12 protein-coding genes are annotated in these 14,068 nt (G+C 52.1%); all 12 read right to left on the minus strand.

Translation table 11 applies throughout. The annotated features are described in order from the left end of the window. Nucleotides 1–2 precede the first annotated feature (2 nt). Nucleotides 3–329: a hypothetical protein gene (locus A3193_RS00975; RefSeq protein WP_141694747.1), complete on the minus strand. Its 327-nt coding sequence runs from the start codon at nucleotides 327–329 to the stop codon at nucleotides 3–5. A 417-nt stretch (nucleotides 330–746) separates the two neighbouring features. Then, nucleotides 747–1,499: a ceramidase domain-containing protein gene (locus A3193_RS00980; RefSeq protein WP_069013816.1), complete on the minus strand. Its 753-nt coding sequence runs from the start codon at nucleotides 1,497–1,499 to the stop codon at nucleotides 747–749. A gap of 293 nt (nucleotides 1,500–1,792) precedes the next feature. Beyond that, nucleotides 1,793–2,167 (minus strand): VOC family protein, encoded by a 375-nt coding sequence (locus A3193_RS00985; protein ID WP_069004340.1) that lies wholly within the window; start codon nucleotides 2,165–2,167, stop codon nucleotides 1,793–1,795. 92 nt (nucleotides 2,168–2,259) lie between these two features. After that, entirely contained in the window at nucleotides 2,260–3,357 is a 1,098-nt protein-coding gene (locus tag A3193_RS00990; protein WP_069013817.1) for an HD-GYP domain-containing protein, read from the minus strand. Continuing rightward, nucleotides 3,344–7,621, minus strand: coding sequence for a response regulator (locus A3193_RS00995; protein WP_069013818.1), 4,278 nt, complete (start codon nucleotides 7,619–7,621; stop codon nucleotides 3,344–3,346). Before A3193_RS00995 ends, A3193_RS00990 begins: the two co-directional genes overlap by 14 nt. A 383-nt stretch (nucleotides 7,622–8,004) precedes the next feature. After that, nucleotides 8,005–8,616 carry a hypothetical protein gene (locus A3193_RS01000; RefSeq protein WP_069013819.1) on the minus strand — a complete coding sequence of 204 codons (612 nt, stop codon included), beginning with the start codon at nucleotides 8,614–8,616 and terminating at the stop codon, nucleotides 8,005–8,007. A gap of 224 nt (nucleotides 8,617–8,840) precedes the next feature. After that, complete coding sequence (locus tag A3193_RS01005) at nucleotides 8,841–9,464, minus strand: V-type ATP synthase subunit D (RefSeq protein WP_069004344.1); 624 nt, start codon at nucleotides 9,462–9,464, stop codon at nucleotides 8,841–8,843. Then, nucleotides 9,461–10,840 carry a V-type ATP synthase subunit B gene (locus A3193_RS01010; protein ID WP_069004345.1) on the minus strand — a complete coding sequence of 460 codons (1,380 nt, stop codon included), beginning with the start codon at nucleotides 10,838–10,840 and terminating at the stop codon, nucleotides 9,461–9,463. Before A3193_RS01010 ends, A3193_RS01005 begins: the two co-directional genes overlap by 4 nt. Further along, nucleotides 10,837–12,639 carry a V-type ATP synthase subunit A gene (locus A3193_RS01015; RefSeq protein ID WP_069013820.1) on the minus strand — a complete coding sequence of 601 codons (1,803 nt, stop codon included), beginning with the start codon at nucleotides 12,637–12,639 and terminating at the stop codon, nucleotides 10,837–10,839. Before A3193_RS01015 ends, A3193_RS01010 begins: the two co-directional genes overlap by 4 nt. 2 nt (nucleotides 12,640–12,641) lie before the next feature. Continuing rightward, a complete protein-coding gene (locus A3193_RS01020; RefSeq protein WP_071932378.1) occupies nucleotides 12,642–13,274 on the minus strand; it encodes a V-type ATP synthase subunit E in 633 nt (210 codons plus the stop codon). Nucleotides 13,275–13,288: 14 nt separating this feature from the next. Beyond that, on the minus strand, nucleotides 13,289–13,612 hold the full coding sequence (locus A3193_RS01025; RefSeq protein WP_069004347.1) for a V-type ATP synthase subunit F: 324 nt from the start codon (nucleotides 13,610–13,612) through the stop codon (nucleotides 13,289–13,291). Nucleotides 13,613–13,616: 4 nt separating this feature from the next. Continuing rightward, nucleotides 13,617–14,057, minus strand: a complete 441-nt coding sequence (locus A3193_RS01030) for an ATP synthase subunit C (protein WP_069004348.1) — start codon at nucleotides 14,055–14,057, stop codon at nucleotides 13,617–13,619. Nucleotides 14,058–14,068: the final 11 nt, after the last annotated feature.

Raw genomic sequence — 14,068 nt, forward strand, 5'->3', positions numbered from 1 at the left:
TTTTACTTATTAAACTGAGTCTTGCTGTGATTTTGCAAGAAAGACCAGAATGAATCACCTTCAATTTCATCACGTTTCTTTACGGGAAGCGTTTCAAAATTGACCAGGTATTTGTCATAAACTGTCACTCGCTCATGTTTCAAAGGGGATGGACAGTAACAGGTCTCGAACCACTCGATTGTGTTTGGGGCGACGATCTTGGCTTGCTTCATCGATGAGACGATCTCAGCACCATCCGGCTTCTGGTTCGCGACTGTTCCGTCAGCTAAGACCTCGTAAAAGGCTGGAAGCTGATTGACTACGAATTGTGCTCTGACTCGATATTCCACAACTGCCTCATGGTGTTCTGTACCAACCAAACCGGTGGAGCTGTAAAGTCGAGTACCTCTTCCGGATGTGATGGTTAATTTATCAATTCAATCTTAGCAGTTACTTTTAGTTCAGGTGGGGTGGCGGCCTCATGTCTTACATTAATATATATACTGACTTTCTATTCAGATGACCAATCAAGATACGGTTTTAGGACTCTGAAAAGTGTGTACGCGAAGCGTTTCACCTGGGCAAAAGACAAATATCTAACTCACCATTCAATTTTGTCGGATTGATTTCTCTTGAAGAGTAAGGTTCTAATTCTCCCCCTCTCCCCCTCTCCCCCTCTCCCCCGGCCCCTCTCCCGCAAGGGGAGAGGGGAGTATACCGTGAGTGGGAGACATCCTTGTGCAGTCGGTTGCTCATCACCTGGGCTCTTATGCGATAAGTTTTCGTCTTTTAAGCATAATTAAAATGGAGTAGCAACCGACAGCTGCCAGTAGATGTTTCACCGTGTGTCCACTCATGATCTCTCCTGTCATCTGAAACACGGCCGTGTCGTATGCCTCCGCACCTTTTGCCAAGGCGTATAACACAAGGGCAACGAAGAGCAGACCCTGGTGTGTAAAGCCACTGTTGAACAACATCAAGAAGAAGGGCAACGTCAGCAGCGGGATGAACTGCACCCATACGTAGAGGCGCAGGTCCTCGAAGAAGTAGCCATAGAGAACACTGCTGATACCAACAATGATGAGCGGGATCAGTAGGTAAGACAACCGGCGATTGACATATTCGCTCAGGAGTGCCGTGAGAAAACCCATAAATCCAATACTCATCGGTATCCGGTCCCAGACAAGGGTCTGATTACTTGGGTTCCAGTGATAGTAGATCGAACCAATACCCACCAGGCTGACACCCGCAAACAGTACAAGCCATGCGCTATGACCGGGGCCTGTATGATTTTTCAGGCAAAATGCGATGCCAATGGCACCGACGAGCAGGAAGGCCAGGTTGGATATCACATCGAGAAAATTTGGGATTCCAAGGAAAGGGGCAGTATCAGTAAAGCGGTGATAGGCCTCTTCTTGAGGAATTGGTTCAATCAGCAGAAGCAAGACGAGAGGGAAGAGCAGCAGAAACAGAAGTACAGCGTGCCTCCAATTAAACTCTTGCAATTGGTTGGTGCTCATCCAAACCTCGAGTAAAGATTAAAATCCACGTACTAAGTGATGTATAAAATCCAGCTCTATGTATAGAGTATTCTCTGCTTCATTTGACACCTTATCCTGTATAAGAAGTTACTGGTATTCTCCAGAGGGAGATCCTACTCTGAAATGAAGGGTATCCTTCACTTATAAGAAAGTTATATTGTTGATCTATTGGGATTTATGAAATCATTATGCAGTGGATGTCCAGAATTACTTTCTGCATGATTCAAGAGCTTTTTATAATTATGTCTTTTGACGGCGGATTAAGAAATCCTTCACGGCTCCTCTGCGTCTTCTCCAAAACTGAGCATATGGCCGTCAGGATCCTGAATGCTGAACTCTCTCATACCGTAGATTGTATGAATCAAGGGTGTCGGTTTGTACCCGCGCCTTACAACATGATCGTACAGCTTTTTGACGTTGTCAGGATAAAAATAGAAAATTGTTGGCCATTGTGTGCTCTGTTGGGGATCTATAGGGTACTCTAAACCGATATCCGTCTCCGTTTCGGAGAGCATCAACTCAGTGTTACCCGATTGTATCGTTGCCCATCGCCACGCTTCGACCGCGTTAGGATCACTGACCACTTTGAAACCAAAAGCGTCTTCGTAGAAACTAAGACTACGTTTAATGTTGCTGACATTCAGCATTGGTATAAGTCTCTGTAAGTTCACTATTATTTAGATCCTGAACAGGTTTGTTGGTTCGATTGCGCTGGTTTTATCGTATCAAGAAAGGGTTTCTAGCTGTCAGCGAACTTGATTGCAATGTCATTAAACTCACCTTCCAGCGCTTTGAATGCCTCCACAATGACGGGATCGAAGTGACTCCCTGAGCTTTCCAGAATAATCTCGACCGCGCTTCCATGGCTGTAGGCTTCTTTGTAGACGCGCTTATTCACCAATGCATCGTAGACATCCGCAAGGGCCATCAGTCTGCCAAAGATGGGTATCTGCGACCCTTTAAGGCCTTGGGGGTAACCACTGCCGTCCCATTTTTCATGGTGTGTGAGCGTTACCTCTTTTGCCATTGCCAGAAATTCAGTTGTGCCGAAATCACATTCAGCTTTTACCAGGGCATCGTAGCCGAGTTGGGAATGGGTCCGCATAACTACCCATTCGTCTTCCGTCAACTTTCCAGGCTTCATAAGAATCTGGTCGGGTATGCCCACCTTACCAATATCGTGCAGGGGTGCTGAACGAAATAGTCTGTCGACCGTATCATCAGTAAGATACTCTTTGTACTCCGGATGGTCTTTCAGCTTTTCACAAAGCAAACGTATGAAGTATTGGGTTCGCTTGATATGATTGCCTGTCTCGTTGTCACGCGTCTCTGCCAGTGATGCCATGCAACGTATGGCCACATCCTGAGTACGCCTGATCTCTTTGGTTCGCTCTTGAACACGTAGCTCCAGCAGGCTGTTTTCGTCACTTAATATTCGCTTTCCTCTCGCCAATGCCAGGTGATTCGCAACCCGACTCTCTACGATGGGGGGGCTGATTGGCTTGGTAATATAGTCAACCGCTCCTAGGGTGAAACCACGAAGTTCATCGTCAACCTCACTCTTTACTGTCAGGAATATGACAGGAATATCACGCGTCAATGGGTTTTGTTTGAGTCTCTGGCAGACCTCATAGCCATCTATATCCGGCATCAATATATCGAGTAAGATCAAATCAGGTATAAGGTCTTCATGGGTAGCACGCTGGAGTGCGCTCTCACCATCTTTAGCGACGATAACCTGATAATTCTGATTCAATATTTCAACGAGTACGTCAATATAAAATTTCTCGTCATCGACCAATAGAATACGTGCTTTCTGTTCATTATATTTTTTCATCTGTTGCCGCCAGCAGTCGTCCTTTAAGAGCCAGTAATGTAGTTATAGCTTTATCAAAGTCATAATTATCAACATGAATTTTCAATTCGTTGACCGAATCCGAGAGGCTTGAATCCAGAGCCAGAACCAAAGGGGTCAGCTTTTCAAGCAGTCCTGACGATGAGACGTCACCTTGTTTAAGAGCAGTATCTGTCTGCTCAAGTAATAGTTGAAGGTCCTCAGTATCTACTCCTTCATTGAAACCATCCTCAATCTGAGCTTTGTCAATCATATCTTGAAGTATTTGAATGCTGTCAAAAACGATACTCAGCTGCTTATCGAATAGCTCTTGGAAGTTTGTGATCTGTTCTCCATCAGCTGGGTCAAGCACGGCATTCAATAGATTACGTGTCGCCTCCTGCAGGTTATTGGCTCCAATACTACCGGAAACGCCCTGCAAGGTATGTAGGAGGCGCTTCAGCGTGTCCTGCTCGTTCGAGCGAAGCAGCTCCGAAACCTGAATCGCACTATCTTGATAGCGCTGTTGAAATTCCAGCAGGAGTTTTACGTAGAGACGCTGATTTCCTCCAACCCGATTGGTCCCCCACCTCAGATCAATACCCTCTAGCGTATCGGGCAGATCGTAAGCGTGGACATGGCCCGAGTCAGGCTGTATATCGGAGAGTGGACGATCATCTATGGGGAGCCAAGCCAGTAATGTACTCGACAGCCTGTCCGGATCGATCGGCTTGGATAGGTAGTCATCCATGCCTGCTGCCAGGCAGCGTTCCCGGTCACCTCGCATGGCGTGAGCGGTCATCGCAATGATCCGCACGTAGGTATTTTTGAGCTCGTTTCGCACCAGACGGGTTGTTTCGAGGCCATCGAGACCTGGCATCTGGAGATCCATAAACACCAGATCAAAATTAATCTCTTTGATTTTCTTGAGTGCCTCTTCACCGCTGCTGACGATAACAACCAGTAAACCGAGCTTTTCCAACAGTTCTCGAGCAACCTGCTGATTGATCACATTGTCTTCAACCAGCAGCACCTGCCCCTTGAAGCGACGGGACTTGATATGGCGCTTTTGCGTTTGTTTGGTTTGGCCAAAGAGTACTTCACTTATCGTGTCAAACAGGGTTGATGGACTGATCGGCTTTATCAGAACACTTTCCACGCCCAGACGGTCTGTATGCATCAGGAGATCCTGATGATCGTACGCTGTAATCATAATGATTGGTATTGAATGTGATGTATCGAGATCTTTGCGGATTTGTTCAACCGCCTGCACACCATCGATCTCAGGCATGCGCCAATCCATGATCAACAAGCGGATATCATTCACTGCTTGTAATGCCGCGTAGGCCTCTTCGGCAGAAGATGCCGCTGTTACCGAGAAAGAGAATGATTCAAGCGTCTTGGTGATCACCTCACGTGTGGTGTCGTTGTCTTCGACAACCAACACCTTCATACCACGCATAAAATCCTTGAAAACAAACTCGCTTGGCTTTTGTTTCCTGGCTACCTTCAATGGAAGGGCAAAACTGAACTCACTGCCTTCACCGGGCGTGCTTTTTACACTGATCTCTCCAGCCATCAGCTTTACAAGATTATTGCTGATACTGAGTCCCAGGCCAGTGCCTCCGTGGCGGCGTGTGGTTGATGCATCTGCCTGTACGAAGGCCTCAAACAGGCGCTCAACTTTTTCCGGCTCTATACCAATGCCACTATCTTTTACAGAGAATCTCACTCTGATATCCGAACCGCTTTGCTCTTCCAGCTCGACCGATAAGAGAATTTCTCCCTCAGCGGTGAATTTAATCGCATTCTGCGCAAGGTTGATGAGTACCTGGCCGATTCTCAACGGATCGCCGATGAGTTTCTGTGGAATAGTCAAATCCTGCTTAAAGATGAACTCAAGTCCTTTCTGCTCAGCTTTGATTGAAATCAAGCTGGATAGGTTTTCCAGAATTGAGTCCAGTCTGAATTCACTCTGTTCGATCTGTAGCTTGCCCGCTTCAATCTTTGAAAAATCGAGGATATCATTCAGAATGCCCAGCAGATTGATTGATGACAGTTTGATCTTGCTGAGGTAGTCAAACTGCTTTTCTGTAAGGTTAGTATCCAGCGCCAAATGAGTCATACCGATGATTGCATTCATCGGTGTGCGGATTTCATGGCTCATGTTCGCCAGAAAGTCACTCTTGAAGCGATTCGCCTGGCGTTGCAGCTTCATCGCTTTTTTTATCTCTTTTTCTACCCGTATTCGTTCTGTTAAGTTGACCAGAACTCCGAGATGCATCATCTGATCCTGCATGCGAATGGGAATGGCAGATAGCAGACCCTCAATCCGATTGCCTTTCAGGGTCTTTATGCCAATACGCATGTTCCGTACTTCTCTTTTTGTTTGTAATGCAGTCAATACCCGTTCACGGTCTGCGGGATCAGCATAAAAACCAGCCATATTCATTCCGATGATTGATGATCCGTCTGCCTCGATCTCTAAAAGTGATTGTTCATTGGATATTCTAATAACACCATTCATATCACTGACCACAATCGCTACAGGTACAGTATTTATAATCAAGTTAAGTTGTGCTTCATTCTGTTTTGCCAGTTGGTGTTTTCTGCGTAGCCGCAACAGCCAGATTACAAACACCATCACTACAGACAAAGCCACACCAATAACACGCCACACAGTCGTGTAGTCCACGCTCACATCGTAACGTATCGACATCCATCTCTGTTGTATTTCGTTTTTTTGTTTCTCAGTCATAGTGCGGATGGCTTGATCCAGAATTTCAACCAGAATCGGCCAATCCTTACGTACTCCGACTGATAATTGATAATGATAGGGAGTCGGCGCTCCGACCTTGATGTTTGTCAATCCATTTTTACGGATCAGGTGACTTCCCACAGTCAGGTTGCCTACATACCCTTCAATCTCATTAAGGGCCAGTCGCTTTAAGCCGTCCAATGCACTAGGCACCAATATCAACTCAATGCCAGGATAATCCTGTTTGAGGTACTCTTCCGCGACGTAGCCTTTAACTACACCGATCTTGCGGCCAATGAAGTCCTCCAGACCATTCACAAAGGGTTGCTTTTCGCCCACAAATATAACAAATGGAAAGTCAAGATAGGGCTGGGTGAAATTGAGAAACTCTCGTCTCTCTGGCGTATTCACTAAGGCCGGCAGCAGATCCAGTTGACGATTTCTTGCCGCGTCCATGACTTCATGCCAAGTCAGATCTTTTATTACTTCAGTTTGTAAATTTAAAACTTTAGAGAAATAACTGACATAGTCTGACGAGAGGCCTTGGTATACGCCATTTTCATCAACAAACTCGATTGGATCCCAGGCTGGATCGATGCCAACGCGTACCGTAACGATCTGCTTCAACCATTCTCTCTGCTCTACAGTGAGTTTCAGCAACTTTTTGTCGGATAAAGGTGGCTTGGGTATCGATATCCAGCGATTTAGAATCTCCTGCCGCTCTGCGTCAGTGATAGACCGCAATGCCTTGTTCAAAACGGAGACGAGTGGCTTCAAGGACTCATCGCGGTTAATCGCGAAACGTTGGTAAGAAGATCCTATTCCCGCATCACCACTGAAGTGAAGGTTAACCAGTTGCTGATCTTGGATGACCCACTGTGCCACTGCCCTGGTCCCTATATAGGCATCTGCTTTTTTCCAGGAAACAGCTTGAAGCGCCTCGTGGGTATTGAGTACCGGCAACAGATTTATCTCTGGATGTAACTCCTGCAGCTGACGCATGGTAGAAAACCCATCCTCAACGGCAACCACCTTGTCTCTTAGAGATTCGATATCGGACAGACCCTGACGGCTGGAACGCGTGACGATAGCCTTGTGCGTCTGCAAAAAAGGCTCTGTAAAATAGAGATCTCTCTCACGCGCCTCGTTTTTTACCACAGAGGCCGCCAGCGGCAATTCGCCCTCGCGCACCTTCTGCAGCATCTCTTTGAATGTCGGTCCGGGGTGTGTTTTGAATTCAATCCCAAGCCGCTCTGAGATCAGACTCAGGTAATCGGCGGTAATGCCTCGGTGCTCATCGTCCAGCATAAAATCGATAGGCGGCCAACTGCCATCCACCCCAATATCTACGATGGGATGGGCCTCCAGCCAGACAGTTTCCTCAGTCGTCAGATCAAGATCAGTGGATCGCTGCGAAGGCTGTGCAGCGTGAAGAGAGACAAGGTAAACCAACGACACAATGGCCGTGAGCGTGGCAACCGCTGATCGTAAAAATGAAGGCCGCGACATTTCCACTCTCTGTCGCCAGCGCAGAATTGCTCTGCAGCTGGGTATTGTTATGATTTTGCGTTATTCTTTCCTTAAACGATTATAATTATACCCTTTCAAACCGGAGACCGCGAAGGAATTAAAATCCTTTCAGGAGAAGATCTTCAGTCGCTCTTCCAATCTCACGCTTAGATCGGCAATGTCAATGCATAGGTATCAGTAATGCAGCGCCTGCGATAGGCCTTTCAAGTCAAGCGCCTGAATCGGAACATCGATCATTTGTGTCTCGATGTAACAAATGAATCAAAATAATTCGGCTGAACAATTAACGTCTGCTCAATAGATGTCCTTGACGACAAACTATATCGGTTACTTAGGGCCTATTGGATTCGTGTTGACAGGCCCTAGGCTAACCGAGCCAGAAGTGCAGGGCGATGTATCGGTGGCACTTTCTTGATCCCCCCAACGAAATACTCCCCCACACCATCATGGCAGAGAAGAATTGAGAAGAAACCGCCTGCGGATGTGACCAGGGCGATGATGTCCGTCGCTTTATTGGTCGCGGCGCGTTCAGCCACGCTCCAGGCGTCAGCGGGATAGAAACCGGTTGCGTCGTTTGGCAATGCAGCGCGGAAGGTGGTCTTTACCTGATTGTTGACTACTTGGTTTTCAACGGTGCCCATGTGGAAGACCCGCATACCGCCCTGGTAGGTTCCCCGGGCGATCAGGCAGCCGCTCATAAAGCCGGTCAATACATCGGTGCCCTGGGCGACATAGGCGGTGCGTCCCGGAATGTAGTCGAGCCAGTTGTGGGGAATTGGTGAGTTGAGGGGCATTTGATAGACCCTTGCCGGGCGTCTGAACAGCCCTCGTCGCTGCTGCTGGTTGCTGCCGATATAGCGCATGGTACTGGCGGCACTGACGCTCTGGACGATGGCACCGTTCTGCTGTTGCGCCACGGTATTGGGCTTCTGCCAGCGAATCTTCGCATCTGCAACGAGTGCATGTTCGATCATCCTTCTCCCCTTTTTATATTTTTAGTCCGCAAATGAACGCTAATAAAAGCAAATAGGATTTTATTCTCTACCAATAGAATAGAAGATAGACTGAAATCGAATGATTGTGGGGTGATTGCAACTTTTGGTCTGCTCGAACCGATTTTTTATTATCTGTATTGTTTGCGTTCATTTGTGGACTGAATAAAAAATCCACATTCACCAAACCAGCAAGATCAGGACGACTAAATTCTGTTCTGATCCCGCAATACCTTAACCTGAAACAGAGCGTTGCGCTCTTCCTCTTCCAGCGCGTTTTCGATGAACTTTATGGTCTCTTTGTACTGGGGGATGATGTTGTAGCGGAGTGCGTTTACGCGCTTCTGGGCTTTCCTCTGTTCCGCAATCAACCGGTTCAGGCTCATCGAGACCTCACCCATTTTCGCCAGCAGCAGGGAGGCCTCGCCGAAGTGTCGGCGGGTGTCGTCAAAGCTGGGATCGGTGCCCAGCAGGCCGACCGGGTTGAGGGGCTTCACTTCGCCGCTCACCGAAGGAAACTCCACCCCCAGGTTCCTGCGCGGGAGTACCTTTAACTCAAGCACCTGCTGTACACCGAGCACGGTCTGGTTGATCGCCCGGCTCCCCATCCGCATCTGCAGCAGGCTGAGCCAGTGGTAGGCGAGTTTGACCGCCTGATGGGCCTGATCGCGGATCTCCCGGTATTCACCGATCCGCTGATAGACCAGGCGGGTCAGTAACTCCCGTTTGCGTTCCAGCAGGCTATGACCCTGTTGCAGAAAGTTGAGCTGTCGCTTCAGCTGCAACAGGGTGTTTTTGGTCGGTGCCGCCTTGATGCGTTTTACGGTCATACGCTCTGCCGATGGTATTTTGCGATTTCGGTTTCATTGACCCGGGTGAGTGCCTGGGGTGGGAAGGTGGAGAGCAGATCCCAGGCCAGATTGAGGGTCTCTTCGATGCTGCGGTCCTCATCCTCACTCTGACGGACGAAACGATTTTCAAAGGCGTCGGCGAACTCCAGGTAGCGACGGTCCCGGGTTGAGAGCTCATCCGCGCCGATGATGGAGGCCAGGTTGCGGGTCTCCAGGGCTCTGGCGTAGAGGGCGTAGAGCTGATTTGAGACATGAGGGTGGTCTTCCCGGGTGAAGTCCTTGCCGATGCCGTCCTTCATCAGTCGCGAGAGGGACGGCGAGATGTGTACCGGTGGATAGATGCCCTGATTGTGCAGCTCCCGGCTGAGTACGATCTGACCCTCGGTAATGTAACCGGTCAGATCCGGAATCGGATGGGTGATGTCGTCACTGGGCATACTCAGCACCGGCACCAGGGTGATCGACCCATGGCGGTCCTTGATCCGTCCGGAGCGCTCATAGATCTCGGCCAGATCGGAGTAGAGGTAACCGGGGTAGCCCTTTCTCGCGGGTACGTCACCCTTGGCGGTGGCCACCTCACGCAGGGCTTCCGCATAGTGGGTCATGTCGGTCATCACCACCAGCACGTGGCGGTCGAGATCGAAGGCCAGGTACTCGGCGGCGGTGAGCGCCATGCGCGGCAGGGTGAGCCGTTCCACCGGGGGATCGTCGGCCATGTTGACGAACATCACCACGTTGCCCAACACACCGGAGGAGGCGAACTCCTCCTGGAAGAAACGGGCATCCGCGTAGGAGACGCCCATCGCGGCGAACACCACCGAGAAGCGGCTGTCGTCGTCGGGCAGTTTGGCCTGGCGGACGATCTGTGCCGCGAGACGGTTGTGGGGCAGTCCGGAGGCGGAGAAGATCGGCAGCTTCTGTCCCCTCACCAGGGAGTTGAGTCCATCGATGGTGGAGATGCCGGTCTGGATGAACTCTTTCGGGTAGGTGCGGGCTGCCGGGTTGAAGGCGGCGGCGCTGATGCTGCGACGCAGGCTTGAGACGATGGGGGGACGGTAGTCCCGAGGCTCTCCCAGGCCGTTGAAGATGCGGCCGAGGATCTCCGGTGAGAGGGCGATCTCCACCGGCTCGTCGAGAAAGCGTACCCAGGTACTCTCCAGGTCGAGCTCGGAGGTCCCCTCGAAGACCTGGATCAGCACCTCCTCATCGGAGCTGCGGATGACCTGGCCGTTGCGGGTGTTACCCTGTTGATCGCGGATATGCACCCGGTCGCCGAAGGCGATATTGGGCACCTTGGCCACGGTCAGCAGGCCACCGCGGGCGGAGGAGGCGGTTCGATACTCCTTGGCACTCATGCTGGCTGTTCTCCTCGTTGCGCGTATTCGGAATGGATCTCCTTGAAGTCGTTCAGGGCTTCTTCCCGGAAGGCTTTGAGTTGATCGATCTGGTTGGAGTCATAGAGTTCTTTGCAGCGCCTCAGGCGGGCCAGCACCGACATCTCGGAGAGCTCCTGTACCGGCACCCCAAGCTCAATCAGGTCGGCCCCCGCATCGTAGACCGAGAGGATCAGATCCAGCAGCATGAACTGCTTTTCCGGTGAGGAGAAGGTGTCCACCGGATCGAGGGCGCTCTGTTGCAATACACCCTCCTTGATCAAAGCTGCACCCTCCAGTACCCAGCGCTGGGCGGAGGAGAGGGCTTCCGGACCCACCAGATTGACGATGCGGGAGAGCTCCGCATCCCGGGCCAGCATCCCCAGTGCCTGGGAGCGTCTTTTCTCCCACTCCCGGTCGATGTTCTCGTGCCACCATTCGGCGGCGGTGCTGACATCCGCGGAGAAACTGTCGACCCAGTCGATGGCCGGGTAGTGACGGGCATCCGCCAGCTCCTTGGAGAGGGCCCAGAAGGTCTGGATGATCTCTTTGGTGTGACTGGTCACCGGTTCGGAGAAGTCACCGCCCGGTGGTGATACCGCACCGATCAGGGTCACCGATCCCTTGCCGCTGTCCATGGTGTCGACCCGACCGGCGCGCTCGTAGAAGGCGGCAAGCCGGGAGGCCAGATAGGCGGGATAACCCTCTTCCACGGGCATCTGGCCGAGACGGCCGGAGACCTCGCGCAATGCTTCCGCCCAGCGGCTGGTGGAGTCGGCAAGCATCACCACGTCATAGCCCTGATCCCGGTAGTATTCGGCGATGGTGATGCCCACGTAGATGGAGGCCTCACGGGCCACCACTGGCATGTTGGAGGTGTTGGCGATGAGCAGGGTTCTGTCCATCAGCGGCCGGCCGGTGTAGGGGTCTTTCAGTTTTGGAAAGCTGTCGAGTACATCCACCAGCTCATTACCGCGCTCACCGCAGCCCACATAGATGACGATGTCCGCATTGGCCCAGCGGGCGACCTGGTGCTGAACCACCGTCTTGCCGGCGCCGAAAGGACCCGGTACGGCACACTTGCTCCCCTTCAGCAGGGGAAAGAAGGTGTCGAGAATACGCTGCCCGGTGATCAAAGGCTCGACACCGTTGTCCCGGCTCTGGTAGGGGCGAGGCCGACGCACCGGCCAGCGGTGGTAGAGTTTCAGATGGTGTATCTCACCCTGCTGGTCCCGGACCTGGCCGATGCTCTCCTCCAGGTGGTAGTCCCCCTCCGGAGCAAGTTCGATCAGCTCCCCGGCGATATTGGGCGGCACCAGTATCCGATGCACCACGGTCTCTGTCTCCTGCACCTTGCCGAGAACCGCGCCACCGATGATCGGCATGTTCGGTTCCAGATTTTCCGAGGGTACGAAGTGCCAGGTCTTGTCCCGATCCAGGGGCAGGGGACTGAGCCCTCGCGGGATTTGATCGCCGGCCTTGAGAAACATCGCCTCCAAAGGGCGCTGAACACCGTCGAAGATGCCGCCGATCAGGCCTGGGCCCAGCTCCACGGAGAGAGGGTGGCCAAGCCCTTCCACCGGCTCGCCGGGGCGAACCATCTCAGTCGATTCGTAGATCTGCGCCAGGGCCTCGTTACCCTCCAGCGAGATCACCTCGCCATAGAGTCCGAGACTGCCGATGCGGACCTGCTCGCCGTTCTGCACGCCGGGCAGCTCGATGGTGACAATCGGGCCGTTGATATCTTTGATTTTGCCTTTTTTATTGGATGTCGTGTTCATGATTAGAGTGCCTGTCCGTCACCAACTGGGGGCAGCAGCCGTTCGACCAGCGCCTGGTGCACCTTACGCTCCAGACGGGTGAGTCGACCCTCGAAGGTGTGGTCGATCTGCACCCGCTGATCCGCGGTGGTTACCAGACATCCGCCAACGGTGTTGAGCGTCTCCTCCAGCAATTGAAATTGTTTACCGTCCACCAGGTTGTCGGTCAGTTTTTGCCATTCGGGTTGTAAGCGGCGAAGATCCTCCGGGTTGACCTTCACCAGCAACTGATCGTCGTCGATCTGTGCCGCGGCCTGTTTCAGCAGCGCCTGCAGCAGTTCGAAATATTGCGCTTTCTGTTTGCAGAAATCGGCCATCTCCTGTTTCAGCCGATCCACCACCACCTGCACCAGATTCCAGCGCATGTGATCCATCTTGCTGTGCAGCTTCAGCTCATCCGCCTGGACCTTGCGCAGGTAGGCCCGGTCGGCCTGGGATTTGGCCAGCAGGGTCTCCTTCTCTTCCCGCAGGTGGAGTTTGTCGCTGGCTTCCCTGAGGATGTTTTTGCGTCCCGCATCGGCGCGACTGTGGCACTCGCTGGCCATCTGTTCGGCGCGATCTAAGATTGCTTTTTCGAGGGCTTCGACCTGGTTCACTCGTGATCTCCTGGTTAACCGCCGGTGAGTTGTTTCAAGGTTTCGTCCAGCTCAGACTGAAAGTTGTCCGATTCATGCAGGGACGGCACTTCCGAGAGTACGATACGTCCCCCTTCGTTGCGGATCTGCTGCAACATTTTCGACTCCAGCCGGTTGACTGATTGTTCGATGATCAGCAGCGCCCGCTGTTTCTCCTGCAGCAGCTTGGAGAGGAGCTCATCCAGTGCTGCCGTGTCCGGATCGGTCAGGGTTTCGAATCCGATCAGACGGAAGCCGTCGCCTAGGGTATGGCTGCCGATAAAGATGTTGCGGACGTTGTGGCTGCTGCTCTCTGACATGGTTTCAAATCTTATCGAGCAGCAGGATACTCATCACCAGGCCGTAGATGGCGATACCTTCAGCCAGTCCCAGATAGATCAGGGTCCGGCCGAAGATCTCCGGTTTTTCCGCCAGTACCGCCAGCGAAGCGGCACCGATCGGTCCCACCGCAATACCCGCGCCGATGGTACTCAGGGCGGTGGGGATACCCACACCGATGATACCCAGGCCGAGGCCGATGGAGATCTCTCCGCTGGCTTCCACCGCCGGTTCAACGGCCGCCATGACATCCTGGGCGCCGATGAAAATCAGCGCGGCCTGGGCGCACACAAAGATCACCAGGTTCATGGCGATGGTGGGCTTGAACCAGGGTTTGGTAACTTTGGCCGGCTGCATCTCCATGACGATGCCGGTGGCGATCAGGCCAACGATGCCGAGTGTCATTACCGCGATAAGCCAGTACATAGTGTGCTCCT

The sequence above is a fragment of the Candidatus Thiodiazotropha endoloripes genome (assembly GCF_001708965.1).
In the GTDB taxonomy this organism is placed as follows: domain Bacteria; phylum Pseudomonadota; class Gammaproteobacteria; order Chromatiales; family Chromatiaceae; genus Thiodiazotropha; species Thiodiazotropha endoloripes.

What these genes read in the sequence shown, in the direction of transcription:
- A3193_RS00980 (WP_069013816.1), bottom strand. Translation starts at nt 1,499, where the DNA reads ATGAGCACCAACCAATTGCAAGAGTTTAATTGGAGGCACGCTGTACTT.
- A3193_RS01030 (WP_069004348.1), bottom strand. Translation starts at nt 14,057, where the DNA reads ATGTACTGGCTTATCGCGGTAATGACACTCGGCATCGTTGGCCTGATC.
- A3193_RS00995 (WP_069013818.1), bottom strand. Translation starts at nt 7,621, where the DNA reads ATGTCGCGGCCTTCATTTTTACGATCAGCGGTTGCCACGCTCACGGCC.
- A3193_RS01010 (WP_069004345.1), bottom strand. Translation starts at nt 10,840, where the DNA reads ATGAGTGCCAAGGAGTATCGAACCGCCTCCTCCGCCCGCGGTGGCCTG.
- A3193_RS00985 (WP_069004340.1), bottom strand. Translation starts at nt 2,167, where the DNA reads ATGCTGAATGTCAGCAACATTAAACGTAGTCTTAGTTTCTACGAAGAC.
- A3193_RS01000 (WP_069013819.1), bottom strand. Translation starts at nt 8,616, where the DNA reads ATGATCGAACATGCACTCGTTGCAGATGCGAAGATTCGCTGGCAGAAG.
- A3193_RS01025 (WP_069004347.1), bottom strand. Translation starts at nt 13,612, where the DNA reads ATGTCAGAGAGCAGCAGCCACAACGTCCGCAACATCTTTATCGGCAGC.
- A3193_RS00990 (WP_069013817.1), bottom strand. Translation starts at nt 3,357, where the DNA reads ATGAAAAAATATAATGAACAGAAAGCACGTATTCTATTGGTCGATGAC.
- A3193_RS01005 (WP_069004344.1), bottom strand. Translation starts at nt 9,464, where the DNA reads ATGACCGTAAAACGCATCAAGGCGGCACCGACCAAAAACACCCTGTTG.
- A3193_RS01015 (WP_069013820.1), bottom strand. Translation starts at nt 12,639, where the DNA reads ATGAACACGACATCCAATAAAAAAGGCAAAATCAAAGATATCAACGGC.